The following is a 26,921-nucleotide window of genomic DNA, read 5'->3' on the forward strand; positions in this document are numbered from 1 at the left end:
CGACAAGCTCTTGCAGAACTTCCGTGGCTTCGTGCTCATCGCCGCAATCATGCTATGGCTCAGATAACAAACAAATTGTCACCACAGCCTAGGCCGACCCGAGCAGCTGGCTGCGGAAGGCCTCCGCCGCGGGGGAGAGGGTCTGGCCCTTGCGGGTGATCAGGCTGAGCGGCCGCGAAACCTCGGGTTCGATCAGTGGCCGGGTCTCCACGACGCGCAGCTTCGCGAAGGGCACGGTGCTGAGTTCGGAGAGCACGGATACGCCGAGCCCGTTGGCGACCAGCCCCACCGCGGTGGAGACGATCTGCGCCTCGATTCTGCCGCCACTGCCGCGATCCGCACCCCCGAGAAGCCTGTCGACGACGCGCCGGGTGTTCGATCCCGGCGCCACCTGAACCAGGGGCAGACCGCGCAGCGCGGCCCAGGGAACCGCAGGCTGCCGGGTCAGGGGATGGCCGATCGGCAGGACGGCAACAAAGCGGTCCTGAAGAATCGTCGCAACGTCGAGCGCGGGACTGTCCCCCTCCGGAATGCCGAAGCCCATGTCCACTTCGCCGCGCCGGACCCGTTCGATCACTTCGGCGTTGAGGGCATCGCGGACCGTGAGTTGGATCTGCGGATAGGTCTCGGAGAACCGGGCGAGCGCCGGCGCCACGATCTCCGAGGCCGCGGACGGCAGAGCAGCGACATGCAGCTTGCCGATGCGCTTTTCCACCAGATCGCGGACCACACCCAGCGAACTGTCGAGTTCGTAGAGCAGCCGCTGGGCGATCCCCAGATAGAGGCGGCCCACCTCGGTCAGCCGCATCCGCCGGCCCGCCCGGTCGAAGAGCCGCGCGGCAAGAATGTCTTCAAGCTGCTGGATGGTCGCGCTCAGGGCAGGCTGCGAGATGCCGAGGGTCTCCGCGGCGCGGGTGAAGTTCATAGCCTCGGCAACGGTGACGAAGGCGCGGAGGTGGCGGGACGATACTTCCATAAGCAAATCCGATTATTTGATCCAAACATAATATTTCACTTATCGTAACCGTCATGCTTTTTCTTCGCGGGGAGAACCTCTGACGGCCGCCACGCGGCGTGCGATCAGGGCAGCAAAGGGAGGAGAACATGAAGATCCAAGGCGCTCTGCGCGGCGCGCTGGTCGCCACGGCTTGCGGCTTCGCCACGGCCTTCGGTCCCGCAGCGACCGCAAGCGCGGAGACCCAGCTCAACATGGGCGGCTCGACGACCACCTCGGGCTTCTATCCCTACTACACCGCCATTGCGAACGCGATCAGCAACGCCAGCGAGGACCTGAATGTCACCGTGGTCTCCTCCGGCGGCTTCGCGAAAAACCAGGCACTGATGATGCAGGGTCAGTTGGACTTCGGCGGCATCTCGCCGGATCTCATCGCCGACGCACAGGCCAGCGGCTTCGATGGGTTCCGCGTCCTCTGGTGGACCCTGCCGGCGATCCAGAACATCACAGCGACCAAGGACTCCGGCATCGACAACATCGCCGGCTTCGCCGGCAAGTGCTTCCATCCGGGCATGAACGGATCCTCCGGCCAGAAAAACATGATGAAGATCCTGCGCGCCCTGGACGTCGCGCCTGATCTCTACATGTCCGACCCCAAGGACGCGGCCAACGCCATCAAGAACGGCCGCTGCCTGGGCCAGATGAAGGCGACGACCGGCCCGCGTCTCGACAGCGCCACGGCGGAGCTCAACCTGACGACACCGCTCTGGCCCGTCGGCTACACCGAGGAGCAGATCACGGCGATCAAGGCAGCGCTGCCCTGGATGGGCTTCTACACCATGCCCGCCGGAGTGATCGACGGCGCGCCGGAGTATACCGTGCACGCCATCTGGATCGGCTTTGCCGCCACGGCCGAGATGGACGAAGCGACGGCCTATGAAATCACCAAGGGCATGTACGAGGGCCTGGACCAGCAGCGTGCGGCGCTGAAGGCCATCGCCGAGGTGGACCTGGCCCGGCAGACCCTGGAGGTCTCCGAATATCCTCTCCACGCCGGAGCCGTGCGCTTCTACCGCGAGATCGGGCTGGAGGTGCCCGAGCGGCTGATTCCCCCGGAGATGAACTAGAGCATGCTCTGGCCTCCCCCGCTCTGGTTACCTTGGCAGCGCGAGAGGGTCCTTCCCCCCTCTCGCGCTTTTTTCCCGGTTTAGAACATCATGCCGGTGTTGCTGCACCCTCTGTTGCTGCCCCGTTTGCTGATGCTCTGTCTGACCGGCCTGGTCTTCTATGCCGTGCTGTTCGGACAGTTCCCCAACATCCAGCAGCGCGCCGGCGTCCTGGCTTTGGTTGCGGCGCTCGGGGTGATGGCCTTTCCCCTGCGCGCGGACCGTCTGCCGGCGGCGCTGCGCCGGGCCCTGGACCTGGGCCTGCTCGCCGCGGTGCTGGCGGCGGTCGGCTACGTCACCTGGAACTACTGGGATATCATGCTGAACCCCGGGCTGCCCCAGACCGAGGCGCTGGTTCTCGGCGCGGCGCTGGTGCTCTGCGTCCTGGAACTCGCCCGGCGCACCATTGGCTGGACCTTCGCGATCCTGGCCGCGGTCTTTGCGGTCTACGCGCTCAGCGGCCACCTGCTGCCCGGCCGCATCGGCCATGGCGGCGTCAGCGCCTCCATGATGGTTGACATGCTGTTCCTTTCCACCGACGGCCTCTGGGGACAGGTTATGGACATCTTCGTCACCCTGCTGATCCTCTTCGTGCTGTTCTCCAGCCTGATGATGTCCACCGGTGCCGGCCAGTCGATGATCGACCTGGCCAAGCTCTTCGGCGGGCGGATGCGCGGCGGCCCGGCGAAGATCGCGGTCATGTCCTCGGCCATGGTGGGCTCCATGACCGGCTCTTCGGTCACCAACGTCGCCATGACCGGCAACTTCACCATTCCGATGATGATCCGCCTCGGCTACCGGCCCGCGGTGGCCGGCGGCATCGAGGCGACGGCCTCCTCCGGCGGGCAGATCACCCCGCCGCTGATGGGCGCGGGGCTGTTCCTGATGGCCGAGTTTCTCGGTATCGATCTCGGCCGCATGATGCTGATCGCCCTGGTGCCGGCCTTCCTGTTCTACGTCGGCGTGCTGTCCTCCGTGCACTTCGAGTCACTGCGCGTCGGCGTCGGCCGTCTGCCGCCGGAGGAACTGCCCGAGGCCGCGCGCTTTCGCCGCTTCGAGACCTGGGGCCCGTTGCTGCTGCCCTTTGCTGTGCTGATCGGCATGGTGCTGCAGGGCTTCTCCGTCGACCTGGCGATCTTTGCCGCAATCCTGACGCTGGCGGCGGCGCATCTGACCGCCGCGCGCAGCCTTGCCGACCTGAAGGCACGGCTGCGCGCCCTGCTGCAGGCCCTCGACGATGCAGTGAAACCCCTGGTCACCCTCGGTGCGCTCTGCGCCGCCGCGGGCATCCTGATCGGCATCATCGGTTTCGTCGGCATCGGGGTGAAGTTCGCCGACGGCGTGCTCGGCCTCGCCGGCGGCCATCTGCTGCCGGCGCTGCTGCTGGCCGGCCTGGTGGTCATCGTGATCGGCATGGGCATGCCGACCACGGCGGCCTACATCCTCGCGGTCTCCGTCATCGCCACCGCCTTCACCCAGCTCGGCATTCCCGAGCTGTCGTCCCACATGTTCATCTTCTACTTCGCAACGCTCTCCGCGATCACACCGCCGGTCTGCGCAGCGGTCTTCGTTGCCGCCGGGCTGGCGAATGCGCCCTGGCTGGCGACCGCCCTGCACACCGTCCGCTTCGCCGCCATCAAATACCTGCTGCCGTTTCTCTTCATCTTCCGGCCCGAACTGCTGCTGCAGGCGGACTGGGCCAGCGTGGCACTCGCGATCGCTCTCTGCACCCTGGCCACCGTGCTGATCTCCGCCGCCTTTGCCGGTTACCTGCTGCGCCCGCTCGGGCCGCTGCAAAGAGCGCTGCTGCTGGCCGGCGGCGCGCTGCTGCTCTGGCCCGACCTGCAGGTCAATCTGCTGGCGGCACTTCCGCTGGGGGTCGCCCTGGCAAGCAACGCCGACTGGCGGGCCCTGAGGCGCCCAACATGAGGCGGCCCACATGAGTCATGTCGAGCCCTTAGCACCGCAAGGGGAAACACTGGCCCTTCAGGCCATCGATCCTCTGGACTTCGGTTATCTCGAGGCACTTCCGCGACAGCGCGCCGGGCAGGGGCGGCTGCATCTGGGCCATGCCCTGGGATACACAGCAGGGGGCGGCCCGGACCGTCCCGCACTGCTGTTCGTTCACGGCGCCCATCACGGCGCCTGGTGCTTTTCCGCCTACCTCGCCTTCTTCGATGCGCTCGGCATCCCCGCAGCCGCCCTCGATCTGCGCGGCCACGGCGGGCTGCCCCAGGATGCCGCCTTCTGCCGGCAGGGGGTTGCCGCGATGGCCGAGGACGTGGCCGCGGCCTGCGCCCTGCTCGGCCCGCGGGTGGTTCCGGTCGGCCACAGCGCCGGCGCCCTGGTCGCCGCCTTTGCCGCCATGCGTCAGCCGATTGCCGGCCTCGGCCTGCTGGCGCCCTCCCCGCCGGGCAACCTGCCACAGGCGGCGCGGGTCGAGGCCGTGTTCGACGGATCGCCGCTGCCGGTGCCGCCGCTCGCCGCCGCGCAGGCGCGCTACCTCGACGAGGCCGCGCCGCGCGACGTCAGGCGCTTTTACGCAAGGCTCTGTCCGGAAAGCCCGGCGCTGATGAACGACCGCTACGGCCTGCGGGTGCCCATCGATCCCCGGCGGATCGCCGTGCCGGGATTCTGCCTGGCCGCGGGCCGCGACAGCCCGCGCACCCATCCGCCGGGCCAGGACCGCGCCGTCGCCGCCTTTTTCGGCTTCCGCTTTGCGGAACTGCCCGAGGCGCCGCACTGCTGCATGCTGGCGCGCGACTGGAGCGCCTCCGCCCGATACATCGCGGCCTGGTACAGTTCCGTCTTCCACGGCACGGCCTAGAGCGGCTCGACCTCCCTTGATCAATCTCCCTTGATCGACCTCAAGGACTGCCGACGGCGGGGGCTGCTATGGCCCGGTACAAACCCCGTCAATGGAGCGCGCCATGGGCATGTCCCCCGCCTTGTTCGTCTGCCTTTTCCTTGCTGCTTTGGGCGTCTTCTTCCTCGGCGCCGGTTTCCTGTGGTGGGTCTCGCTGCAGGCAAAAGCGATGCAGACGCGACTCGATCAATAAGCGATACCCGTTCCCCGCACAGCAGCAGGGACGCTAGCGCGCGGCCTCGTCGGCAATATCCGCCATGTGCAGGAGCGCGCAGTCGATGGCCTTGAAACCCGGCTCCTGGCCGTCGAAGGCGAGAAACAGATCGGTGCCGCCGAGCAGCACCGCTTCGACGCCCGCGTCCTCGGTGAGCCTGCGCCCGCTGTCGAAGAAGACCCGGCGCTGCGCCGCGCTCACCGCACCGCTGACGGCCATGTCGACATAAGCCTGATGGACCTGGTCGAGCGCCGCCCCGGCGGGCGCCATGACCTCGATGCCTTTCAGCCGCCCGTAGAGAGCAGAGACCATGGCGCCCTTGGTGCCCAGAATGCCGACGCGGCGATAGCCGGCCGCATCGAGCCGCCGGGCGACCGAGGACAACAGATCGATCACCGGCAGCGGCGAGACCGCCTTGAAGGCATCGATGCAGAAATGCCCGGCGATGGAGGTCACGGCCACCGCCTCCGCCCCAGCCCCCTGCAGCCGCCGTGTCAGCCGTTCGAAGATCGCGGCCTGCTCGGCGGCCTTGCCTTCGGCCAGGTGGCTCAGCAGGGTCGGGGAGTCGGCATGGGCGATTGTCAGCTCCAAGGCCTGCGGCCGCCCGGCAAAGGTCCGGATCAGCCAGCGGTAATAGTAGTCCGTTGCGGCGGGGCCGATGCCGCCGATCAATCCGATATGCATGATCTCAGTATCCTGACTTGGAGGGGGGCAGCGGCAGGCAGCAGGGGTTAGGCAGGCACCCCCGCAACATCCTGGCGCGCGCGGACGAAGGCGGCGGCGGCGCGGGCCAGATCCTCAGGCGTGGTTTCGACACCGCAGACCGAGATGCGGATCACGGGTTTACCGTCCCACTGCGACCCGCCGCACCAGATCTCGCCGGCGCTTTGCAGCACCTTCAGCGTGGCCTCGGTCTCCGCCGCGCTGTCGCAGGCGACGAGGACCTGATTGAAGACGACATCGTTCAGAATGCGAAAGCCTTCGGCGCGCAGCAGGCCGGCGACCTGGCGTGCGCCGGCGCAGAGCTGCTCGATCAGGTCAGCGACGCCGTCGCGCCCCAGGGTCGCCAGGGTCGCCCAGAGGTCGATGCCGCGGGCGCGCCGCGACATGTCCGGCGTGTAGAGCATGGACTCGCGCTGGCCGCTCCACTCCAGATAAGCGCCGCTGGTCTGCAGCGCGTCCACCAGCGCGCGGCGGTCGCGGCAGAGCACGATGCCGCTGTCGTAGGGAACGTTGAGGGTCTTGTGGGCATCCACCGACCAGGAATCGGCGCGCGCCATGCCATCGCAGAGGGCGCGGGTCGACGGCGCCGCCGCCGCCCAGAGACCGAAGGCACCGTCGACATGCACCCAGGCACCGGCGGCCTTCGCGCGTTCGCAGAGCGGCGCGAAGGGATCGAAAGCGCCGCTGTTCACGTTGCCGGCGGCCAGGATCAACAGAGTCCTGTCGTCGAGCGCAGGCAGCTTGTGGGCCCGCATCCGCCCCTGGTCATCGCAGGGCACCGTCACCACCCGCTCCCGCCCGAGGCCCAGCAGAGCGAGCGCCCGATAGACCGCGCCGTGGGCCTGGGCACCCAGCACCACGGTGATCTCCGGCGCGCCGAACAGACCCTTGGCCGCGACATCCCAGCCCTGTCGCTGCAGCAGCGCGTTGCGGGCCGCGGCGAAACCGCAGACGAGGGAGGTGGAGGTGCCGCCGACCAGTCCGGCTGCCGTGCCCTCCGGCAGGTCGAGAAGCTCCGCCAGCCAGCGCTCGCAGACTTCTTCCAGCTTGGCAGCGACGGGCGACATGACATGGAACGCGGCGTTCTGGTCCCAGGCATCGGCGAGCCAGCGCGCCGCCAGGGCCGGCGGATGAAGCCCGCCATTGACGAAGCCGAAGTAGCGTCCGCCGCTGGTCGCCACGGCGGCCGGGGCGCCGTGGCGCTGCAGCATGTCCAGCATCGCATGGGGATCGAGACCCTTTTGGGGCAGCGGGCCGTCGAAGGCCTGCAACCCGGCCAGGGCCGCGTCGTCGGGATAGACCCGCCGGTCGCGGACAGTCCGCAGATAGTCCCCCGCGTGATCCCGCGCCCGGTCGAGCAGCCGAGAAAAGGCCTCAGAATCCATGGTGCAGTTCCCTTGCGATATCAGGCCGCCTTTTTCTGCGCCAGCGCCAGGCAGGCCGACAGCGCCTGAAGCCCGGAATCGAGATCGTCCATCTCCAGAAGGCCGAAGCCAAGCCGGAAGACCCGCGCTTCGTCCCCGAACCAGGCGCCGCTGGCCACCCGCACGTCGTGGCGCGCCATGGCATCATAAAAGCGTGCCACGGCAGCGTCATCAAAGGCCGTGGGCTTGAGCCGCAGGCAGCAGAGCGCACCGGCGTCCGGGCAGACCCAGTCGAGAAGATCGCCGTTCGCCTGGACCCATTCCGCGGTCCTTGCGAGGCCTTCGGAGAGGCGCCGGCGCCGTTCGCCGACGATCTCCGCCTCGCGCTGGAAGACCCGCAGCGCCAGTGCCTCGTCCGCCCGCGAGCAGGCGATCACGGTATTGAACTTGCCGAGGATCAGCTGCTCGCGCAGCGCCGCGTCGCGGGTGATCGCCCAGCCGAGGCGCAGGCCCGGCGCACCGTGACACTTGGACAGCGACGCGCAGGAAACCACCTTGCGGCTCAGCGAGAGCATGCTGGGGGCCGCCCGCTCGTCGCCATAGACCGCCTGCCGGTAGGTCTCGTCGGCGAGCAGGTAAGCGTCAGGAGCGCACTCCGCCATCATCGTCAGAATCCGCTGGATCGTCCCCGGCGGGATCGCAACGCCCGAAGGGTTCTGCGGGGTCGCCAGACACACAAGCCGGGTGCGCGGCGTCAGCAGGGCGTGCAGGGCATCGGGATCGACCCGGTATCGGTCCTCGAAGGTCACCGGCAGCGTTTTGACATCGGCGCCCACGGCGGTCAGCGCATTCATCGCATTGGGAAACAGCGGGCTGGTGGTGACCGCTTCGTCGCCCGGCCGGCAGAGGATGAAGGCCAGCAGGAAGAGCGCGTGCATGCCACCGACGGTGACGACCACGTCGTCCGCTTCCGCGCCGTGTGCCGCGGCGATCGCCCGGCGCAATGCCGGGTCGCCGGCCGCGGTGCCGTAGGCCAGCGCGAGATCCCCCAGGCTTTCCCCAAGGCTCTCCGGGGCCGGGACGGCGTCGCCGCCGTCCAGAAGCGCCCGCAGCCTCAGGTCCGGGCCGATGCTCTCGGCCAGATCATAGCGCGGCGCCCCCGACGTCAGGGACATGATGTCGTTCTTGGGAAAACGGTTCAGGGTCCGGCTCATGGCGGCTCCTTTCCGGCAAGGCGGTTCTGCGGAACCCGGACCATGACCCAAAACAGCAAACCATAACAGATACAGATTTGGACATTTGTAACCGGTACAGATAGACTGCGCCCCATCTGTACCGACCTCCCCGCAGGCCGAACCCATCGCCGCTTTTAAAGGACCGGGCTTGCGCATGCCTGACACCACAAACGATCCCGCCCAGAGGCCCGCCCAGAGGCCCGCCCCGGGGGCCTCTCCCACCCACCGCTACGAAGCGCTGGCGGAGACCATCGTCACCCTGGTGGACAACGGTACCCTGCGGCCGGGCATGCGCGCGCCCTCGCTGCGCCGCCTGGCGGCCCAGAACCGCGCCAGCATGTCCACCGCCCTGCAGGCTTACCGCCTGCTGGAGGATCGCGGCGTCCTAGAGGCCCGGCCCAAGTCCGGCTTCTATGTCGCAAGCGGCAGCAAGGTATCCCTGCAGACTCCCGCGGTCTCCAAGCCGCCGGCCAAGGCCGCGCCGGTGTCCGTCGGCAGCGGCGTTCTCGAGCTGCTGGAACATGCCGCCAACCCCAACCTCGTGCCCCTGGGCTGCGCCATTCCCAGCGCCGACCTGCTGGCCGCCAGCCGCCTCGACCGTTTTCTGGCCAGGGCCGCCCGCGCCCAAGGGACCGACTACAACATCTACACCGAGCCCCGCGGCGACGAGAAGCTGCGCACCGAGATCGCACGGCGCGGGCTGCAGTGGGGCCAGATCCTTGCGCCGCAGGACATCGCCGTGACCTGCGGCTGCACCGAGGCGCTCTCTCTGGCCTTGCGCGCGATCACCCGGCGCGGCGACACCGTGGCCATCGAATCGCCGACCTACTTCGGCATCCTGCAGGTGCTCGAGGCGTTGGGGCTGAAAGCGCTGGAGCTGCCCACCGACGCGACGGAGGGCATCGAGCTCGCGGCCCTGGAAAAGGCGCTGAAGTCGAAACGCATCAGCGTCTGCCTGCTCTCGTCCAACTTCAACAACCCCCTGGGCTTTGCCGTCAGCGCCGCAAAGAAGCAGGCGATCCTCGCGCTGCTGACCCGCCACAAGGTGCCGCTGATCGAGGACGACATCTACGGCGACATCTACTTCGGCAAGGAGCGTCCGCAGCCCTTCTCCACCATCGCGCCGGAGGCGGACATCCTCTACTGCAGTTCTTTCTCCAAGACCCTGGCGCCGGGATACCGCGTGGGCTGGGTTGCCTCACGCCACCACATGCAGCGCGTGCTCGAAGGCAAGTTCGCCACGACGCTCTGCGGCCCGGCCCTGCCCCAGGTCGCCCTGGCGGAGTTCCTGGCCAACGGCGGTTACGACAATCACCTGCGCCGCCTGCGCCGGGTCTTCGCCGATCATATCGACCGCATGGTGCGCACCATCGACCGCAGCTTCCCGCGCTCGACCCGGGTCAGCCGTCCGGCCGGCGGCTTCGTGCTGTGGCTGGAGCTGCCCGAAGGCTTCGACAGCCGGCGCCTCTTCAAACAGGCCCTGGAAGAGGGGATCTGCTTCGCACCGGGCGACGCCTTCTCCGCCAGCGGGCGCTATCGCAACTGCCTGCGGCTGAGCTGCGGCCACGACTGGACGCCGCGCATCGAAGCGGCGGTCGAGACCCTCGGCGCCCTGGTGACGCAACAGCTCGGCGAAGACAGCCCGGAGTGCGCTTAGACCGGCGAGCCGCCGCGTGCTTTCAGGTTGGCCAGGAACTCCCGCCGGGTCTTGGGGCCGAAGGTGAGGAAGTGGGGATCGGGCGCCTCGCGGTAAGCGGCGCGGCGGCGCTGCACCCGGTCGTCGCGGGCGCGCTGCAGCACCTCTTCCACGTCGATGCTGTAGGGCCGCGCGGCATTGAGGCCGAAGATCTTGGCGCGCAGGCGGTCGGTGATCTTCGGATAGCCGTGGCGTTCCTGCAGGTCTTCCGAGATCTGGAAGCTGCGCAGCGCCTGGATCTGATCCTGCGGCGAGCCGTACCAGATGCAGTCGGAGCCGTAGAGCACGTTGTCTTCGCCGATGTGCTTCACCAGCTTGCCGACGATATGGGCGGCACTGTCGGGATCGCGCATGGCGAAACGCCATGTGCTGCCCAGCTCGGCATAGACGTTGGCGTTCAGTCCGATGCCGTTGTCCTCCACCGAGCGGATCAGAGCGTCCACGCCCTCGCCACGCGCAGGGTCGTAGGGCCCTTCCTTCTGCCCGCTGATGAAGCCGGAGTGATAGACGAGGAAGTTCACATCCGGATACATCCGCGCGACGATGCCGACGTCGCTGGCGATGGAGTGCTCGTAGGACTGACGCCCGAAGGGCAGGCCCTTGTGGATGCAGATGTTCTTCACGCCGAGCGCGCGCGCCTTTTCGATCATCGCCAGGCCCTGGTCTTCGTGCAGGAAGAAACCGCGCCCGTCCGGGCCCCACTGGGTGTAGCACTTCCAGGCCACCACCCCCCAGGTCTCCGCCAGTTCGTCCATGCCCTCCAGGTCGCCCGGCTGGTTGGGATTGGCGCGGCCGTGAATCAGCAGGCGCTTGGTGCCGTCCATCTGATCGATGATGCGCCGGGTCTCGTCCGCCTCCTGGATGGTCAGCAGCTCCCGTTCCCTTCGCGAGGGAATGAAGGAGAGCACCATCATGTCGGTGTCGGAGTCGAGGAAGATGTCCTTGATGAACTGCTCGGAGTTGCCGAGGCCGGTGCGGCCGATGCCATTGGCGCCGACGAAATGGCCCTGAACGTCGAAGACGAACTCCCGGCCTTCCAAACGGTCGGCCGCGATCTCCGGGTCCAGCGCCGCCGTCTGGTCCAGCTCGAAGAAGCCGCCGCTGCGCCCGGCCTCCGCATTGGCGGCGTTGAAGGCCAGCAGCGTGCTGGCGGCCCCGCAGGAGGAAACCATGAAGGAGCGGCGCGAGACGCCGCGGCGTCTCGCGTTCTCGCCCGCCCGCTCTACCGCCAGGCGGTTGGCGCGGCGGTTCACCGCGTCCAGGGGCACCGGCACGAACTCGCCGTTGGAGGTGGAGTCCAGCTTGATCGGCAGGCGCGTGCCGTCCGGATCGCCGAGGGGTGTCGGGACGGAGTCGCTCTTTCGCGGCATCGAGGCCTCCCTGGATCGCGGTTGAGCGCGGCAGCCGGCGCGCCCTTCCTCACATGGCGTCATCCGGCGGCGAAGTTAAGGCCGCAGGACTGTCCTATTCGCTCGGCAGCGAACCATCCTCGGCAAGCGCCCGCTCAAGATCGGCGATCTGGTGTTCGGCAAACACGCGGATGCCCTGCGCTTCCAGAAGCGCGGTGACGACACCCTTGCCGTCCACCCGGCGGCCGTCGAAGGCCCCGCCATAGATGAAGGTCGCACCGCAGGACGGACTGCCGTCGGTCAGCAGTGCGTAGCGGCAGCCGGCCGCCCGCGCCGCCGTCAGCGCCGCCTCGGCCCCGGCGCGAAAGGCCGCCGTCACGTCGCCGCCGGTGGAGTCCACAGTGCGCGCCCTGCCGGCCAGCACCGCGGCACCGCCGGCGCCCGCTTCGATCTCCGCCGGCGGGCGGGGCGTCGGCAGGCCGGCCATCACCTCCGGGCAGACCGGCACCAGCCGGCCCTCGGCCTGCCAGGCCTCCAACAGCGCGTCGTCCAGGCGCTTGCTGCCGCCGTCATAGCGCACCGGGCGGCCGAGCAGACAGGCGCTGACCAGGATCTTCTGCATCGCTCTGGCTTAGCCGCATTCGCCGCGGATTGCATCGCCAAAGCGCCGGAGGCCGGGCAGAGGCGCCACTGCAGAAAAATATTGAACATCGTTCATTCATCCCCATATGCCATAATTGAACACTGTTCATTTTATCGAACAGCAGGGGATGACCATGACGCTCTATGCCTTAAAGCCGCGGTTTCAGGCGCTTCTGCGGCCCCTGGCCAGGCGGCTGGCCCGCGCCGGCGTCACCGCCAACCAGGTCACCCTGGCCGCCGCGCTGGGGTCGCTGGTGACCGGTGTCCTGGTGGCTGGCATCGTTGCCGTCGCACCGGGGGCGCAGGAGATCTTTCTGCTGATCCCGCTGTGGCTGGCGCTGCGCATGGCCATGAACGCCCTCGACGGCATGCTGGCGCGCGACTTCGCTCAGCAGACGCCGCTGGGCGCCTATCTGAACGAATTGGCCGATGTGGTCTCCGACGCCGCCCTGATGCTGCCCTTCGCGCTGCTCGCACCCTTCGAGCCGATGGCCGTCGCAGCGGTCGTCTTCCTGGCGGTGCTCAGCGAGTTCGCCGGCGTGCTCGGGCCGCTGGTGGGGGCGGCACGCCGCTACGAAGGTCCGCTGGGCAAGAGCGATCGGGCGCTGGTCTTCGGCGGGCTCGGCCTCGCCGCCGCCCTGCTGCCGGCCTTACCGCTGTGGCTCGGCTGGCTGATGCCCGCCCTGGCGCTGCTGCTCTGCCTGACGGTGCTGCGCCGCGTGCGCGCCGGCCTTGCCGAACTGAACACGCAAGGCAGCGGGCGATGACCTCCACAGACCCTTCGCCCATCCGTCGAACCGAAAGGGAGTCCGGCATGACCGAGAGACAGGCCGAGAAGCGGACCTTCGCCACCGAAGACGGTGCCGAGCTGTGCTACCGCCACTGGCCGGCACAAGGGGAACGTCGTGGTGCGCTTGTGCTGTTGCACCGCGGCCACGAGCATTCCGGGCGCATGGCGCACTTGGCAGAAGAGTTCGACCTGCCGGCCTTTTCGGTCTTCGCCTGGGATGCGCGCGGCCACGGGGAGTCTCCGGGGCCGCGCGGTTACAGCCCCGGCGCCGCCACCTCCGTGCGCGATCTGCACAGCTTCATCGCTCATCTGACCGAGACCCACGGGATTGCGACCGAAGACATCGTGATCGTCGCTCAAAGCATCGGCGCGACCGTTGCTGCGGCCTGGGTGCATGACCACGCGCCGCCGATCCGCGCCATGGTCTTGGCCGCCCCGGCCTTTGAAGTGAAGCTCTACGTGCCCTTTGCGCTGACCGGCCTGCGCCTGGCGCACAAACTGCGGGGAGACTTCTTCGTCAACAGCTACGTGAAGGCGCGGCTGCTCACCCACGATCCAGCGCGCATCGCCGACTACGAGAACGACCCTCTGATCTCGCGCGCGATCTCGGTCGGCCAGCTTCTGGATCTGCACGACCTTGGCACCCGCGTGGTCGCGGACGCTGCCGCCATCACGGTGCCGACGCAGGTTCTGATCTCCGGCGCCGACTGGGTCGTGCGCGAAGCCCCGCAGCAGCGTTTCTTTGAGCGCCTGGGTGCGATGCGCAAGGAAGTTCATGTGCTGGACGGCTTCTTCCACGACACCCTGGGCGAGCAAGACAGACACATCGCCATCGGCAAGGCGCGGCGTTTCATCCTCGGCTGCTTCGACGTTCCGGCGGCAGAGCCCTGCCTGTTGGATGCCGACCGGCGCGGGGCCTTCAAGAAGGAAGCGGACCGCCTGGCCCGCCCGCTCCCTCTGCTCTCATTTCAGGGGCTCTACTGGCGTGCGGTCCAGCTGGCTCTCAGGGCCGGTGCCCGGCTGTCGGAGGGAGTCAGGATCGGGCGCGAGACCGGCTTCGATTCCGGCAGCATGCTGGACTACGTCTATCGCAACCGGCCGCAGGGCTGCGGGCCGCTCGGCAGGCTGATCGACCGCAAGTATCTCGATGCCATCGGCTGGAAAGGCATCCGCCAGCGCAAGAGCAACCTCAAGGCGCTGCTCTCCGCGGCGATGGAGCGCAGCCGCCAGGACGGCCTGCCGCTGCACGTTCTGGACATCGCCGCCGGTCACGGCCGCTACGTGCTGGAGGCCATCGAAGGCGCCGGCGCGCGCCCGGAAAGCGTTCTGCTGCGCGACTACAGCGACCGCAACGTCGCCGAGGGGACTGCGCTGATCGCGCAGAAAGGCCTGGCCGGAATCGCCGCCTTCGAGCAGGGCGATGCCTTCGACCGCGAAGAACTGGCGCGGGTCGCGCCGCGGCCCAGCGTCGCCGTGGTCTCCGGGCTCTACGAGCTGTTTCCCGAGAACCACCTGGTGCGCCGTTCGCTCGACGGCGTTGCGGCGGCCCTGCGCCCGGGCGGCTACCTCGTCTACACCAACCAGCCCTGGCACCCGCAGTTGGAGTTCATCGCCCGCGCGCTCACCAGCCACCGCCAGGGCCGCGCCTGGGTCATGCGCCGCCGCAGCCAGGCGGAGATGGACCAGCTTGTCGCCGCGGCGGGTTTCGAGAAGATCGCCCAGCGCATCGACCCCTGGGGCATCTTCACGGTCTCCCTGGCGCGCAAGACTCCATTGGGATCTCTGGCGCGCAAAGCGCCGGCGGCGGCCCTCGCGCGCCAGGCGTCCGCAGGCGCCTGACGGCGGAGATCGCCATGACGCGCTTTCTCAGACCGCTTTGCGCGCGCCTCTTTGCACGGGCGATCGTGATCTTCACCCATCTGGTAACGGGGGTGCAGGCCCGCTGGGACGGCTGCGCACCGCAGCCCACACAGCGCATCTACTTCGCCAACCATGCCAGCCACGGCGACTTCGTGCTGATCTGGACCGCGCTGCCGCCGGCGCTGCGCCGGAGCGCGCGCCCGGTTGCCGGCGCCGACTACTGGCAGGCCGGCGGCCTGCGCCGCTTCATCGCGCGCGATGTCTTCGAGGCCGTGCTGGTCGACCGCGAAGGCCGCGGCTGCGGCCCCGACCCCATCGAGCCCATGGCCCGCGCGCTTGGGCAGGGCCAGTCCCTGATCCTCTTTCCCGAGGGTACGCGCAACACCGGCGATGCGCCGTTGCTGCCCTTCAAGAGCGGCCTTTACCGCCTGGCGCGCCGCCACCCGAAGGTGGACCTGGTGCCGGTCTGGCTGGCCAACCTCAACCGGGTGCTGCCCAAGGGCGAAGTGCTGCCGGTGCCGCTGCTCTGCAGTGTCACCTTCGGCGCACCTCTGAAACTGCGGGCAGCGGAAAGCAAGGAGGCTTTCCTGACCCGGGCGCAGGCCGCCTTGCGCGCCCTCACGCCCGCCGCAACAGAGGGAGCGCCGTCATGACCGCAGACAGTCAGATCCTCTGGCTCTTCGGCGGCGTCGGTGGCCTGCTCGTCGTCGCCACGCTGATCGCCCGGCTGCTGCGCCTGCGCCAGACTGCCGGCGACGCGCCGCGCCAAAGTTCCCCCGGCGTCGAAAACCTGAACGCCCGCGTCGATGCCTGGTGGGCCATGGTGGCCCTGCTCGGCCTTGCCTTCCTCTTCGGCGGCAGCGGGGTTATCGTGCTCTTCGCACTGATTTCGCTCGCCGCCCTCAGAGAGTTTCTCACCCTCACTCACACCAGACGCGGTGACCACTGGGCGCTGCTGGCGGCCTTCTTCCTGGCGCTGCCGGCACAATACGGTCTGATCGCGATCGGCTGGTACGGCCTCTATGCGATCTTCATTCCGGTCTACGCCTTCCTGCTGGTACCGGTCATCGCCGTGCTGCGCGGCGACACCCAGCGCTTCCTGGAGCGCATCAGCGAGACCCAGTGGGGCCTGATGCTCTGCGTCTATTGCCTGTCCTACGTCCCCGCTCTGACGACCCTGGAGATAGCCGGCTTCGAAGGGCGCCAGTTGCTGCTGGTCGCCTTTCTCGTGCTGGTCGTGCAGATGAGCGACGTGCTGCAGTACGTCTGGGGCAAGCTGATCGGCCGGCACCGGATCGCGCCGGCGGTTTCTCCCGGCAAGACCGTGGAGGGCATGGCCGGCGGCATCGCGAGCGCAACCCTGCTCGGCGCGGCTCTGTGGTGGATCACCCCCTTCCAACCCTGGGAAGCGGCGGCGCTCGCCTTCGCCGCCACGGCCATGGGCTTCGTCGGCGGCCTGGTGATGTCGGCCATCAAGCGCGACCGCGGCGTGAAGGACTGGGGCTGGATGATCGAGGGCCACGGCGGCGTGCTCGACCGGCTCGACTCCCTGGTCTTCGCCGCGCCGATCTTCTTTCACCTCGTGCGCTACTTCTGGTCCGGGTGACCGCCCGCCTGCGGCAAAGGCGTTTCCTCCCAGGGGAGCACCTTGAGTTTGGGCCAGACCTGCTGCCAGCGGGCGACCTTGGCCTCGTAGACCGCTTTGGTGATCTGACGCTTGTTCGGACGCACGATCAGTAACATCAGGTCGTCCAGACCGAAGGGGGCAGCGACCTCGTAGCCGCTTTGCCCGGGCCGTAGTCCAGCCGCGGTGGCCGTCGTCGGAAAACTCGCAATCGCAGCCTCACTCGAAGGATAGGGTTCGATTGGATAGCCGAACTTTGCCGCGTACCACAGATGCACGCGGGCCTCGTTCTTCACGTCGAAGCGCAGAGGAAGATCACGGAAAAGCGCCCCGATCCGCTCTGCATGCTGCGCCTCGGCCGCTTCGGAGAGATCGGATGCGTCGTGGTAGACCAGATCTATGTCCGCAATGCCGGTTTCCGGCGGAAAGCCATGCGCCCGATTCCAGACCGTCTGCGCAAGAGCGCCGGCGGCCAGCCAGGCATCGGGCAGCTTAACGCGGACCCAGCGGGCAAGCACCGGCGCGAGAAGCGGGCTTTGCGAAATGACTTCGACAAACCGGGCCCTGTGCGGATCGCTGCACATTCAGCAAACAACGTCATCGGGAGGCTGCTCCCGCCCGCGGTCTTGCCGGCTGTACGACGTGGGAACAAGCGATGCCGGGTCCCGCCAGCGCCAGGGCTCGATGGAGCGATAGGCCGCACGGAAGTGCCGGAGGTTTTCGGCCGACACACAGAGCAGCGGGCGGCCGGCAAGAAGGCCGGTTTGCGACAGCGGCGCAGACCACCGAAAGCGGCGGTCGCCCCAGAACAGGGTACAGAACCCGCTGCCGTCGCGATGCACCAGGATCACTTCGACCAGAGTTTCGCCAAACAGAAAGGCACGCTTGTGGCGAAACCGTTTGCCGGCCACTTCCTGAAGATCGCCCGTGGCCGCAAGCATCGCATCGACACGGCGAAACGACTCCGCAGGCAGCAGCAGATCGATGTCGCCATGAGCGCGCGGCGGCGACAGGCCGAGAGCCTCTTCGGCCCAGCCGCCGAACAGCAATGCGGGAGCGTCCGCCGCCGCCAGGCGGTTGAGGACGTTGGTCACGGTCGCTTCGGTAAGCGGCTCAGGTTTTGGCCCCATCATCGCCCCGCAGTGTGGCCGTAAGCACGGCCTGGCGAAAGAGAGCGCGTGCCCGGCAAAGCCGGGCACGCGCCAAAGGGGAGCTTCGGAAATGGGTTCGGGATCAGCCGGCTGCGGCGACGCAATAGCTTTCCGCGGAGTTATCCTTCTTGCCGGCCTTGCCGCCTTCGTCGATCTGCATGTAAGGATCGATCTGGATGACGAAGCGGGCCATCCCGTTTTTCCAGGCAGTATTAGGAATGGGGAAGCCGGCCAGATCCGCAGTCGGCCCGACAGGGAACGGGCCGAAGTCCTTCTCGACCGTCTTGGCGTAGGCCGGGGCATCGGTGAAGGTGACCCGGACCTTGAACATGCCGGCCGGCGCGGTGCCTTTGTTGACGACATGGACGGTGACGTACTTAGCGGCCCCGCCCCCCTGACTGCTGCCGCAGAAGCCGGAGTTCGGCGCCCCCGGCAGCGGTCCGTAAGGGTTCGGCAGCTTGAGTCGGAGGTTGGGGTAGTCGCCCTGATGCTGCTGGGCGCCGCCGCCTTGTTGGAGGCCGGGCCGCCGGTTGTCACCCTGCGTGGAGCTGAGGCGCGGAGATCCGGCGTCGATCTTTACCCGATCGAATGTCGTCTTCGCGCCGCCGGCAGCCGGGGCCGCATCGGAATAGGCCAGCAGGCCCATCGTGGCCACCGCCAAGCCCAGCATGCTTAGTTTGCTGAACGTCATTGTCTTTTCCTCTGTTTTGCAGATCTGCTCCGCAGGGCGGTGAACCACGGAGCCGCGTTGTCCCCAATCATTGAGCGAACGCACTTAAGGAAAGGTTCAAAGATCGAACCCAAACCCGCTCCGGTGTCAGCCGGCCGGGGCGACGCAGTAGCTGCTGACGACGTTGTTCCTCTCGCCGCGGGCGCCGCCTTCTTCGACTTCATCCTTGGAGTCGAGCTGGATCTGGAAAGGCGCTACACCGCTGCTCCAGGCATCCGCAGGGATCGGAAAGCCGGTCGACCAGGTTGCGGGACCGGCAGCCATGGGGCCGTAGGAGGTCTCAAAGGTCTTGCCGGAAACGGTGAAAACCACCTTCACCCGGAAGACCCCAGCCTCGGCGCTGCCGTCGTTACGCACCTTGACGAACACCGCCTTGGCGGCACCCCCGCCATTGTTGGGGCCGCAGTGCCCCGATGACGGCGCGCCCTTGGGAACACCATTCGGGTAGGGCTGGAGATGAACCAGATCGGGAAGGCGGATGCCGCCTTTGCCGGCGGGCTTGCCCGCGGTGGAGCCGATGGCGCCGACATTGGCGGTCGACTTGGTGCGCTCGAATTTCGTCTTCGCGCCGGCTGCCGGAGCCGCATCGGAATAGGCCAGCAGGCCCACCGTTGCCACCGCCAGGCCCAGCATGCTTAACGTGCTGATTTTCATTGTCTTTTCCTCTGTCTTAAGGATCTGCTCCGCAGGGCGGTGGACCACGGAGCCGCGTGTTCTTGAGCATTAGACGAACGCACTTAAGGAAAGGTTCAAAGAACGCCATCCGATCATCTACCGGCAAACGGGCCGCGGCGGCGCAGGCAGGGGCTGCCGCGCAACCTTGTGCCGTGCGGCTTCGCCCCGCCTCGGCTATTGCTGAGAGCAATCCGCAATCGAGGAGACATCAGGTGATCCGACACATCGTTCTGGTCCGTTTCAGAAGTGACGTCGCGCCGGAGGAGAAGGCCTCCGTCTTCCGCGACCTGGAGGCATTGCGGAACCATCTCGAGGGCATCCTGGACTTTCAGTCAGGCCCCAACGTCAGCCCCGAAACGGCGCTGGTCCGCGGTTTCAACGATGGCTTCTGGGTGGACTTCCGCGACGCCGCCGCCCGGGATGCCTACCTGGAGGACGACAGGCACAAGGACGTCGGGGGCAGGCTTGTCGCCCTTGCAGAGGATGGTCTGGACGGTATCGCCGTCGCCGACTTCGCGGTTCCGGACTAAAGCCGGTCGAGCAACGCGTGGTAGGCCATGCCGGCCACCAGGGTCGGCCAGCGCAGGAAGGGGCCGCCGGGAAAGGGCGGGGTCGGCACCTCGGAGAGGAAGTCGAGACGCTCCGGCGCGCCGCCGATGGCCTCGGCAATCACCTTGCCGGCCAGGGTGGTCAGGGCCACGCCCTGCCCGGAGAAGCCTTGCGCGTAGTAGAGATCGCCGTCAAGGCGGCCGTAGGCCGGCAGGCGGGTGCGGGTGATGGCCAGGGTGCCACCCCAGGCATAGTCGATCTTCACGTCGGCGAGCTGGGGGAAGACCCGCAGCATGCAGCGCCGCACCAGACCCGCGATATCCTTGGGGAAGGTAGCGCGGTAGGACTCGCCGCCGCCGAACAGCAACCGCCCGTCGGCGGACAGGCGGTAGTAGTCGAGAACGTGTTTTGAATCCGCGACCGCCGCATCGTTGCGGATGATGGATCTTGCGCGCTCCTCACCCAGGGGCTCGGTGGCGATGATGAAGTTGTTGATCGGCATGATGCTGCCGGCAATGCGCGGCTCCAGCCTGCCGAGATAGCCGTTGCAGGCCAGCACCAGCGTGTCGGCCCTTACGTCCCCGCCCGCGGTGCGCACCAGGTGACGCCCGCCTTCGCGGGTCAGCGCGGTGGCCGCTGTGCGCTCATGGATCTTGACGCCCGCCTCCCGCGCCGCGCGGGCCAGGCCGAGCAGGTAGTTCAGGGGGTGCAGGTGGCCGGCGTCGATGTCGATGCAGCCGCCGTGGTAGATGTCGGTCCCCAGCATCTCCCGCATCTCCTCGCGGGAGACGGGGCGGATATGCGCATAGCCGTAGTCTTCGCGCAGTCCTTCGGCGTAGTCGAGGATCTCCTGCAGGTGGCCGGCCTTGAAGGCGGCGGCGATCAGTCCGGGCTTGAGATCGCAGTCGATGGCATGCCGGGCGATGCGCCCGCGCACCAGCGCCTTGGCCTCCTCCGCCATGTCCCAGAGGGCGCGGGCACGCGTCGCCCCCATGAGGCCGGTCATGACCGCCGGTTCGACCCGCTGGCCGCTGCAGAACTGGCCGCCGTTGCGCCCGGAGGCGCCCCAGCCGATGCGTACGCGTTCCAGCAGCACGGTGTCCACGCCGCGCTCGGCCAGATGCAGGGCGGTGGCGACCCCGGTGTAGCCGCCGCCGATGACGCAGACATCGCAATCCAGCGTGCCGTTCAGCGGCACGGGGGGGACGAGGCCCTTGGCGGTGTCGACGTAGTAAGACCGGGGATGATCGGCGGGCACGAAGTTGTGGGGCGTCATCGGTTCTCTTTGCCGCCGGGGGGCTTGGCGAACCAGAGCGCGAGGTTGTTGGCCGGCATCTCGAAGACTTCCGGCGGTTCGAGGCCGGCGCCCATGGCCATGGCGCTGACCGCGCCGAGATCGCGCACGCCCCAGGAGGGGTCCTGCGCACGCAGGCTGCGGTCAAAGGCCTCGTTCGACGGCGCAGTGTGCAGCCCGTCACGCTTGAAGGGGCCGTAGAGGAAAAGACCGCCGCCTGCCGCGCCAGCCCCCGCACCCGACCCCACATTGGACCCCGCGTTGGCCCCAAGGTGCCGGCCGGCGCCGGCAAAGAGCCCCTCCGCCGCCGCCCAGGGCGCGATGTGAATCATGTTGATGCAGACCATCACCGCGGGCGGCGCGGCCAGCCCATCCAGCGGCCAAAGCGGCGCCGTGACGTCGATGTCGAGGGGTGCGCGCAGGTTTGCGCAAGACGCCGCCAGCCGGTGGGCCTCGATACTGCGGCGCAGTTGCGGGTCCGGATCGCTCGGCTGCCAGACCACGCCCGGGAAACGGGACGCGAAGTAGGCGGCGTGCTCGCCAGTGCCGCTGGCCAGCTCCAGAACCGTGGCGTTCCGGGGCAAAAGGTCGCGCAGGACCGCCGCAATGGGGTCGCGGTTGCGGGCCGTTGCCGGGGCGTGGCGGCGGGCCTCCGGACCCGGCTTTGAGTCCGGCCCGGACGGCGCGGGCGCACCCTCTGCATGATCGTCTGGATGTCGGTCCAAGTGCTTTTCGCCCATGGCTTGCGGAGCTTCGTCGAGGTCAACCTATGCCAGGGCCGGAACAGCCGGGCAAGCGCCAAAGACCGCACGAGACCTGGGGTTGCGCCGTCCATCCGGGGGTGATAGGCAAAGCCGTGCTCGACAGAATCAAAGCTTTTTTCAATGACCAACTGAACGCCGGCGAAGAGGCGGCGGGCAACCACGGCAAGGATGAACTGCAGTTGGCTGCCGTCGCGCTTCTCGTCGAAGCTGCGCAGATGGACGACGACTTTGGCACCGCCGAGCGCAGCAAGATCATCGAGCTGGTGCAGCGGCGTTTCGGCGTGAGCGAAAGCGAGAGCCGGGAGCTGCTGGACGCAGCGAGCGAGAAGGTCGACCAGTCGATCCAGATCTTCGGCTTCACCCGGGTGATCGACGACGCCTTTTCCGAAGCCGAGCGGATCGAGCTGATGGAGATGCTCTGGGAAGTGGCCTATGCCGACGGCAAACTGCACGACTACGAGGCGAACCTGATGCGGCGCCTGACGGGTTTGCTGAATGTCACCGACCGCGACAGCGGCGAGGCCCGCAAGCGCGCGCTGGAACGCCTGGGCACCGGCCTAGGCACCGGCCTGGGCCGGGAGTCGTAAAGCCGGGATCCCTGACGACAACAGATCGCCTGCCGCTGCCGCAGCGGCCGATGGGCGGTAAAGACCAAAAGACAAAGGGCCCCAAGGCGGCCGCACGAGGAGAGTTGAACGATGACCTACGTCGTTACCGAAGCCTGCATCAAGTGCAAGTACATGGACTGCGTCGAGGTCTGCCCCGTCGACTGTTTCTACGAGGGCGAAAACATGCTGGTCATCCACCCGGACGAGTGCATCGACTGCGGCGTCTGCGAGCCCGAATGCCCGCCGGAGGCCATCGTTCCCGATACCGACCCGCAGGCCGAGACCTGGCTGGAACTGAACCGCGAGTACAGCGACAACAAGTGGCCCAACATCACCCGCAAGGGCGAGGCCCCGACCGACGCCGACGAGTTCCGCGGCCAGAACGGCAAGTACGAGAAGTTCTTCTCCGCCAACCCCGGCAATACGGACGGCTAGGGCCGCGAAGCCCTGCAGTCGGACCCATCAGGGGCGGGAATCTTTCTAAGAATTATCTCCTGTCCCGGGCCCGGCAGCGGACGGCCGGCCTGTTAACGCTGTTGGCCCAGGCAGGCTCTCAGTCCTAGGCAAACCGGGCCTTTCGCACCTGCGGTAGTTGTTTTTTGCCGCGATATGTGATAATTAGATGACATGATGTGCAGTTAACGAGGGACGCGCCACCGCGGTAAACAGGGGGCGTGGCCGTTGTGTTTGTGCTTGGTTCCTGGAAGTCACCGGGACCGCGATATGAACACGGTGTTTATTTGGCGACCTGGCATCGCTTTACGCGACGGTCCCAGATTAGGCGTTCCTTTGTTCCGGTTGCGAAAAAGCCCGTGCCAGGGCTGTTTGGGGAGCCGCTGCCGGACCGGATGCCGATTGGAGAGAGCGGAGCATGGCAAAAAGCGAATACGATGAAGGCGATTACGTTGTCTATCCGACCCATGGCGTGGGTCGGGTCATGGGCATCGAGACCCAGGAAGTGGCAGGCATTACCCTGGATCTGATCGTCATCAAGTTTGAGAAGGACCGTATGACCTTGCGGGTCCCGGTGGAGAAGGCCGCGAATTCCGGCCTGCGCAAGCTCTCCAGCCGCAAGATGATGGACACCGCATTGACGACCCTGAAGGGGCGCAGCCGGGCCAAGCGGACCATGTGGAGCCGCCGCGCCCAGGAGTACGAGGCCAAGATCAATTCCGGCGATCCGGTCTCGATCGCCGAGGTGGTCCGCGACCTGCACCGCAGCGCCGACCAGCCCGATCAGTCTTACAGTGAACGTCAGATGTACCAGGCGGCCCTCGATCGCCTGGCCCGCGAGCTGGCGGCCGTCGAGAAGATCGACGAGACCGCGGCGGCCAACAAGCTGGAAAAGCTGCTGGCGGCCTGACCGGCTTTTCGATGCCGCGGGTGCCGAACCTGCAAGCCTGCAGAACCCGGCGCCCGCGGGTCGCAGCCCTTCCAAAGGCCCTGCACCCAAGGGGCCCCGCAGCTTGAGAGTGGGCAATCTTTAAGAGTGGAAGGCCGGAACCATGGAGAATCGGCATAAGTTCGCGATTCTCCGGGGGTGCCGGCGCATCTGGGCCGTGGGGTCGATCCACGCCGATGCAGCGCGGCTGGACGGCCTTCACCACGCGCTGACGCGCCGCTTGGCCTTCGGCGACCGCCTGATCTATCTCGGCAACCTCATCGGCCGCGGCGGCGACACGCTGGCCACGCTGGACTCGCTGCTGCGGTTCCGCAGTCTCTTCATGGCCCGCCCCGACGCCTTTGCCTGCGATGTCGTCTTTCTGCGCGGCAGCCAGGAGGAGATGTGGCAGAAGCTGCTGCAGTTGCAGTTCGCCACCGACCCCAAGGGCGTGCTGCAGTGGATGCTCGACCAGGGTGTGGCCGCATCGCTGGAAGCCTATGGCATCGATCCGCGCGAGGGTCTGCGCGAGGCAGCCGCGGGGCCGCGCCAGCTGACGCGCTGGACGTCCTCCCTGCGGCAGACGATCAAGAACCACCCCGGCCACTACGAGCTGCTGGGAATCCTCCGCCGCGCCGCCTACACAGCGCGAAGCACTCCCGAAACGGCTCATGCGCCCAATGGACTGCTCTTCGTCAACGCAGGCCTCGACCCCAGCCGGCCGCTGGAAGCGCAGAAGGACAGCTTCTGGTGGGGCGGAGCGGCCTTCGGCGACCTGCCCCAGCCCTATGGCGGCTTCGCCCGGGTCGTGCGCGGCGCAAGCCCTGACCGCCCCGGTCTCGCCCTCGGCCGCCACACCGCCACGGTCGATGCCGGCTGCGGCCACGGCGGCGCCCTGCTGGCGGTCTGTTTCGGGCTCGACGGCAGCGTGGCAGACCAGGTCGAAGCCTAAGGTATTCGCCGGCTCACAGCCGATATTAGAATTTCTCAAATTTCCGGTGATCCGCCCCCAGACGCTGCCCGTAAGTAAAAGCAGGGACTGGTGCTACCAAAGCGAAAGGGCGGTCAATGCCTCTTTACGAAGACTCCGCTTCGCAGCGCGCGCAGGCACGTTTCATCCGGCAGTCGATGTCCGAACGGCTTCTTTCGCGCGAGGAGGAATACAAACTCGCCCGGTCCTGGCGCGAAGACGGCGATGAAGCCTCTCTCCAGGAATTGATCCGCTCCTACACCCGTCTGGTCGTTTCCTTGGCCGCAAAGTTCCGCAACTACGGTCTTCCGATGAGCGATCTCATCCAGGAAGGCACTCTGGGCCTGCTGCAGGCCGCAAGCCGCTTCGAGCCGGAGCGCAACGTGCGCTTTTCCACCTACGCATCCTGGTGGATCCGCTCGGCCATGCAGGATTTCATCCTGCGCAATTGGTCGATTGTGCGCACCGGCACCACGGCAGCGCAGAAGACGCTGTTCTTCAACTTCCGCCGCCTGCGCGCGCGCATCGAAGACGCCTCGGGCCGCCCTTTCGATGAGGACGGCCGGCGCCTGGTGGCCGAACAGCTTTCGGTGCCGCTGCACGACGTCAATCACATGGAAAGCCGGCTCTCCGCCTCCGACCAGTCGCTCAACGCGCGAACCGGTGAGGACAGCGGCGACGAGTGGCAGGACCACCTGACCGACGAGCGGGAAAGCCCGGAGGATCTGGTGATCTCCTTCCACGACAGCGTGACCCGCAACGAGTGGATCGAACAGGCTGTCTTGGAACTGAGCCAGCGCGAGCAGACCATCATCCGGGCGCGCCGCTTGAGTGACGATTCCGCAACGCTTGAGGAGCTCGGCCGCGACCTCGGTGTCAGCAAGGAACGGGTTCGTCAGCTTGAACAGCGCGCGCTGCAGAAAATGAAGTCGCTGCTGATGGACCGCTTCCGCCGCCCGACCGATCTGCTCTGCGAGGCATAAGAGGCGCGGGTGGGCCTGCGCCGGCCGTTCACGACCGCCGGCTTAGCCCAGAAGCTTGAAGACCTTGATCTGGCCGCTGCGCCCGCGCATCTCGTGCAGGCCCAGATCCTCAACCGAAAAGCTTTCGTCGAGACCGCTCCGCGTGGCCTGTGATACCAGGATGATGGTAGGGCCGACTTCGTGCGCGCTGCCATCCACCTGCTTGCCGAAAGCCTCCAGCCGGTTGGCCAGGTTTACGGTGTCGCCGATCAGGGTGTAGTTGACCCGTCCCGGGGCCCCGATGTTGCCGACGACCGCCGCGCCGGAGTGGATGCCGATGCGCAGATGAACTTCCGGAAGGCCTTGGGCGGCGCGCTGCTTGTTGTCCGCCTTGAGCGCGGCGGCAATGTTCAGCGCCGCCCGGCAGGCCCGCGCAGCGTGGTCGGGCTGCTCGTCCGGCGCGCCCCAGAAGGCCATCACCGAATCGCCGATGTATTTGTCGACGGTCCCGCCGGTCGCCTCCACCTCCGCCGCCAGCAGCGCGAAGTGGTGGTTGAGGAAGTCGGCGAGTTGATGCGCGGTCATGTTCTGGCTGGCGCCGGTGAAACCGACAATGTCCGTGAAGATCACGCTGACCTGCCGCTCCTCGGAGCGGATCGCGTCCTCACCCAGGCGGATCAGACGCAATACGAGGGCGCGCGGGACATAGGTCTCGAACCAGCGCAGGCCATTGAGCATGGAGTTGAAGGCGCCTGAGGCGCTGTCGAGTTCGCGAAAGGCGCTGCCCTTGGCCGGCGGCACACGGCGAAAATCGAAGCTGCTGATGGCCCGGGCGGCCTCTGCCAGATCGCGCACCGGGCGGGCGATGCCACGGCTCAGCACCACGGCGGTCAACAGCGCCAGGGCCAGAACGCCGAGACCGACCCAGCCGGCGAGCACCAGCCGATCGAATTCCGTCTGGTCGATCTCGTCGTCACTGGCGTGGACGCCCATGTAAAGCTGCTCCGGCCCGTAGCCGCCGACTACGCGGTAGAGAAAGAAGACCTCCTCGCCGTCGCGGATGACCATATGGCCCAGCAGCGAACTCCTCGAATCCTCCAGCAAATCGATGCGCTGTTTGCCCTCGGACCAGATGTCGGCGAGCTGGCCGTCCCCCACCTCGTCGAGGCCCGGCAAGGGCTTGTCGGGGCCAAGGCCGGAGAGACTGTCGACGAGAGACCCATGGGCGAGCACGCGATCGCGGCCGTAGAGGACGAAGGCGTGCAGACCGCTCTGGATCTCGAAGTCCTGAACGGAGTCCGAGAGCACCTGCACGGAGACCACGGAGGAAACGACGCCGAGATAGCGCCCCTC

General features: G+C 67.4%; 28 protein-coding genes. 15 read left to right on the forward strand and 13 right to left on the reverse strand.

The genetic code is table 11. The features are described 5' to 3' along the window. Window positions 1–88: 88 nt before the first annotated feature. Complete coding sequence (locus Q0982_RS14290) at window positions 89–976, reverse strand: LysR family transcriptional regulator (RefSeq protein WP_299396666.1); 888 nt, start codon at window positions 974–976, stop codon at window positions 89–91. Between the two features lie 128 nt (window positions 977–1,104). Between Q0982_RS14290 and Q0982_RS14295 the strand changes: the two genes are divergently transcribed. From Q0982_RS14295 to Q0982_RS14310, 4 genes are all read left to right on the forward strand, one after another. After that, window positions 1,105–2,082 (forward strand): TAXI family TRAP transporter solute-binding subunit, encoded by a 978-nt coding sequence (locus Q0982_RS14295; protein ID WP_299396667.1) that lies wholly within the window; start codon window positions 1,105–1,107, stop codon window positions 2,080–2,082. 96 nt (window positions 2,083–2,178) lie between these two features. Beyond that, window positions 2,179–4,050 (forward strand): TRAP transporter fused permease subunit, encoded by a 1,872-nt coding sequence (locus tag Q0982_RS14300; RefSeq protein ID WP_299396669.1) that lies wholly within the window; start codon window positions 2,179–2,181, stop codon window positions 4,048–4,050. A gap of 10 nt (window positions 4,051–4,060) precedes the next feature. Beyond that, a complete protein-coding gene (locus Q0982_RS14305) occupies window positions 4,061–4,948 on the forward strand; it encodes an alpha/beta fold hydrolase (RefSeq protein WP_299396670.1) in 888 nt (295 codons plus the stop codon). A 91-nt stretch (window positions 4,949–5,039) separates the two neighbouring features. Beyond that, a complete protein-coding gene (locus tag Q0982_RS14310) occupies window positions 5,040–5,180 on the forward strand; it encodes a hypothetical protein (protein WP_299396672.1) in 141 nt (46 codons plus the stop codon). Between the two features lie 33 nt (window positions 5,181–5,213). On the opposite strand, the gene Q0982_RS14315 is transcribed toward Q0982_RS14310, so the two are convergent. The 3 genes from Q0982_RS14315 to Q0982_RS14325 are packed head-to-tail and all read right to left on the reverse strand — an operon-like array spanning window position 5,214 to window position 8,502. After that, complete coding sequence (locus Q0982_RS14315) at window positions 5,214–5,885, reverse strand: aspartate/glutamate racemase family protein (RefSeq protein ID WP_299396673.1); 672 nt, start codon at window positions 5,883–5,885, stop codon at window positions 5,214–5,216. Window positions 5,886–5,932: 47 nt separating this feature from the next. Continuing rightward, a complete protein-coding gene (locus Q0982_RS14320) occupies window positions 5,933–7,309 on the reverse strand; it encodes a pyridoxal-dependent decarboxylase (RefSeq protein WP_299396675.1) in 1,377 nt (458 codons plus the stop codon). Window positions 7,310–7,329: 20 nt separating this feature from the next. Next, window positions 7,330–8,502: a pyridoxal phosphate-dependent aminotransferase gene (locus Q0982_RS14325; RefSeq protein WP_299396677.1), complete on the reverse strand. Its 1,173-nt coding sequence runs from the start codon at window positions 8,500–8,502 to the stop codon at window positions 7,330–7,332. 175 nt (window positions 8,503–8,677) lie between these two features. On the opposite strand from Q0982_RS14325, the gene Q0982_RS14330 reads away from it, so the two are divergent. Next, complete coding sequence (locus Q0982_RS14330) at window positions 8,678–10,180, forward strand: PLP-dependent aminotransferase family protein (protein WP_299396678.1); 1,503 nt, start codon at window positions 8,678–8,680, stop codon at window positions 10,178–10,180. Here Q0982_RS14330 and Q0982_RS14335 read toward each other — a convergent pair. Together Q0982_RS14335 and Q0982_RS14340 are read right to left on the reverse strand one after the other, a co-directional pair. Then, window positions 10,177–11,589 carry an amidohydrolase family protein gene (locus Q0982_RS14335; RefSeq protein ID WP_299396680.1) on the reverse strand — a complete coding sequence of 471 codons (1,413 nt, stop codon included), beginning with the start codon at window positions 11,587–11,589 and terminating at the stop codon, window positions 10,177–10,179. The two genes, Q0982_RS14330 and Q0982_RS14335, sit on opposite strands and share 4 nt — an antisense overlap. A gap of 94 nt (window positions 11,590–11,683) precedes the next feature. Beyond that, window positions 11,684–12,190 carry a DUF523 domain-containing protein gene (locus tag Q0982_RS14340; protein WP_299396681.1) on the reverse strand — a complete coding sequence of 169 codons (507 nt, stop codon included), beginning with the start codon at window positions 12,188–12,190 and terminating at the stop codon, window positions 11,684–11,686. A 154-nt stretch (window positions 12,191–12,344) separates the two neighbouring features. Here Q0982_RS14340 and Q0982_RS14345 point away from each other — a divergent pair, with 154 nt between their 5' ends. From Q0982_RS14345 to Q0982_RS14360, 4 genes are read left to right on the forward strand one after another with little or no spacing between them, the layout of a single operon-like run. Continuing rightward, window positions 12,345–12,977 (forward strand): CDP-alcohol phosphatidyltransferase family protein, encoded by a 633-nt coding sequence (locus Q0982_RS14345; RefSeq protein ID WP_299396683.1) that lies wholly within the window; start codon window positions 12,345–12,347, stop codon window positions 12,975–12,977. Between the two features lie 47 nt (window positions 12,978–13,024). Beyond that, the gene (locus Q0982_RS14350; RefSeq protein ID WP_299396684.1) at window positions 13,025–14,839 is read left to right on the forward strand and encodes a bifunctional alpha/beta hydrolase/class I SAM-dependent methyltransferase; all 1,815 of its coding nucleotides are present in this window, start codon (window positions 13,025–13,027) and stop codon (window positions 14,837–14,839) included. A gap of 14 nt (window positions 14,840–14,853) precedes the next feature. Continuing rightward, on the forward strand, window positions 14,854–15,513 hold the full coding sequence (locus tag Q0982_RS14355) for a 1-acyl-sn-glycerol-3-phosphate acyltransferase (protein WP_299396686.1): 660 nt from the start codon (window positions 14,854–14,856) through the stop codon (window positions 15,511–15,513). Continuing rightward, on the forward strand, window positions 15,510–16,466 hold the full coding sequence (locus Q0982_RS14360; RefSeq protein ID WP_299396687.1) for a phosphatidate cytidylyltransferase: 957 nt from the start codon (window positions 15,510–15,512) through the stop codon (window positions 16,464–16,466). Before Q0982_RS14355 ends, Q0982_RS14360 begins: the two co-directional genes overlap by 4 nt. On the opposite strand, the gene Q0982_RS14365 is transcribed toward Q0982_RS14360, so the two are convergent. From Q0982_RS14365 to Q0982_RS14380, 4 genes are all read right to left on the reverse strand, one after another. After that, window positions 16,448–17,068, reverse strand: a complete 621-nt coding sequence (locus tag Q0982_RS14365) for a nucleotidyltransferase family protein (protein ID WP_299396689.1) — start codon at window positions 17,066–17,068, stop codon at window positions 16,448–16,450. The genes Q0982_RS14360 and Q0982_RS14365 overlap by 19 nt on opposite strands. Continuing rightward, window positions 17,069–17,683, reverse strand: a complete 615-nt coding sequence (locus Q0982_RS14370; RefSeq protein ID WP_299396690.1) for a hypothetical protein — start codon at window positions 17,681–17,683, stop codon at window positions 17,069–17,071. It abuts the gene before it with no gap. Between the two features lie 34 nt (window positions 17,684–17,717). Then, on the reverse strand, window positions 17,718–18,326 hold the full coding sequence (locus Q0982_RS14375) for a hypothetical protein (RefSeq protein WP_299396692.1): 609 nt from the start codon (window positions 18,324–18,326) through the stop codon (window positions 17,718–17,720). A gap of 126 nt (window positions 18,327–18,452) precedes the next feature. Continuing rightward, a complete protein-coding gene (locus Q0982_RS14380; protein ID WP_299396694.1) occupies window positions 18,453–19,019 on the reverse strand; it encodes a hypothetical protein in 567 nt (188 codons plus the stop codon). A gap of 233 nt (window positions 19,020–19,252) precedes the next feature. Here Q0982_RS14380 and Q0982_RS14385 point away from each other — a divergent pair, with 233 nt between their 5' ends. Next, the gene (locus Q0982_RS14385) at window positions 19,253–19,570 is read left to right on the forward strand and encodes a Dabb family protein (protein ID WP_299396695.1); all 318 of its coding nucleotides are present in this window, start codon (window positions 19,253–19,255) and stop codon (window positions 19,568–19,570) included. On the opposite strand, the gene Q0982_RS14390 is transcribed toward Q0982_RS14385, so the two are convergent. Both Q0982_RS14390 and Q0982_RS14395 read right to left on the reverse strand, forming a co-directional pair. Next, window positions 19,567–20,865 carry an FAD-binding oxidoreductase gene (locus Q0982_RS14390; protein WP_299396697.1) on the reverse strand — a complete coding sequence of 433 codons (1,299 nt, stop codon included), beginning with the start codon at window positions 20,863–20,865 and terminating at the stop codon, window positions 19,567–19,569. The genes Q0982_RS14385 and Q0982_RS14390 overlap by 4 nt on opposite strands. Further along, complete coding sequence (locus Q0982_RS14395; protein ID WP_299396698.1) at window positions 20,862–21,608, reverse strand: DUF938 domain-containing protein; 747 nt, start codon at window positions 21,606–21,608, stop codon at window positions 20,862–20,864. The genes Q0982_RS14390 and Q0982_RS14395 overlap by 4 nt, the downstream gene beginning before the upstream one ends. A 131-nt stretch (window positions 21,609–21,739) precedes the next feature. On the opposite strand from Q0982_RS14395, the gene Q0982_RS14400 reads away from it, so the two are divergent. From Q0982_RS14400 to Q0982_RS14420, 5 genes are all read left to right on the forward strand, one after another. Further along, on the forward strand, window positions 21,740–22,234 hold the full coding sequence (locus Q0982_RS14400; protein WP_299396700.1) for a TerB family tellurite resistance protein: 495 nt from the start codon (window positions 21,740–21,742) through the stop codon (window positions 22,232–22,234). 111 nt (window positions 22,235–22,345) lie between these two features. Beyond that, window positions 22,346–22,690 carry a ferredoxin FdxA gene (gene fdxA, locus Q0982_RS14405; protein WP_299396701.1) on the forward strand — a complete coding sequence of 115 codons (345 nt, stop codon included), beginning with the start codon at window positions 22,346–22,348 and terminating at the stop codon, window positions 22,688–22,690. 436 nt (window positions 22,691–23,126) lie between these two features. Next, on the forward strand, window positions 23,127–23,618 hold the full coding sequence (locus Q0982_RS14410; protein ID WP_299396703.1) for a CarD family transcriptional regulator: 492 nt from the start codon (window positions 23,127–23,129) through the stop codon (window positions 23,616–23,618). Between the two features lie 142 nt (window positions 23,619–23,760). Continuing rightward, window positions 23,761–24,588 (forward strand): hypothetical protein, encoded by an 828-nt coding sequence (locus Q0982_RS14415; protein WP_299396705.1) that lies wholly within the window; start codon window positions 23,761–23,763, stop codon window positions 24,586–24,588. A 116-nt stretch (window positions 24,589–24,704) separates the two neighbouring features. Next, window positions 24,705–25,589, forward strand: coding sequence for an RNA polymerase factor sigma-32 (locus tag Q0982_RS14420; protein ID WP_299396706.1), 885 nt, complete (start codon window positions 24,705–24,707; stop codon window positions 25,587–25,589). Between the two features lie 42 nt (window positions 25,590–25,631). Here the strand turns inward: Q0982_RS14420 and Q0982_RS14425 are convergent. Continuing rightward, window positions 25,632–26,921: adenylate/guanylate cyclase domain-containing protein (locus tag Q0982_RS14425; protein WP_299396708.1), on the reverse strand; the 1,290-nt coding region annotated here is incomplete at its 5' end.

The organism is Pelagibius sp. (assembly GCF_028281305.1).
GTDB lineage: Bacteria > Pseudomonadota > Alphaproteobacteria > Kiloniellales > Kiloniellaceae > Pelagibius.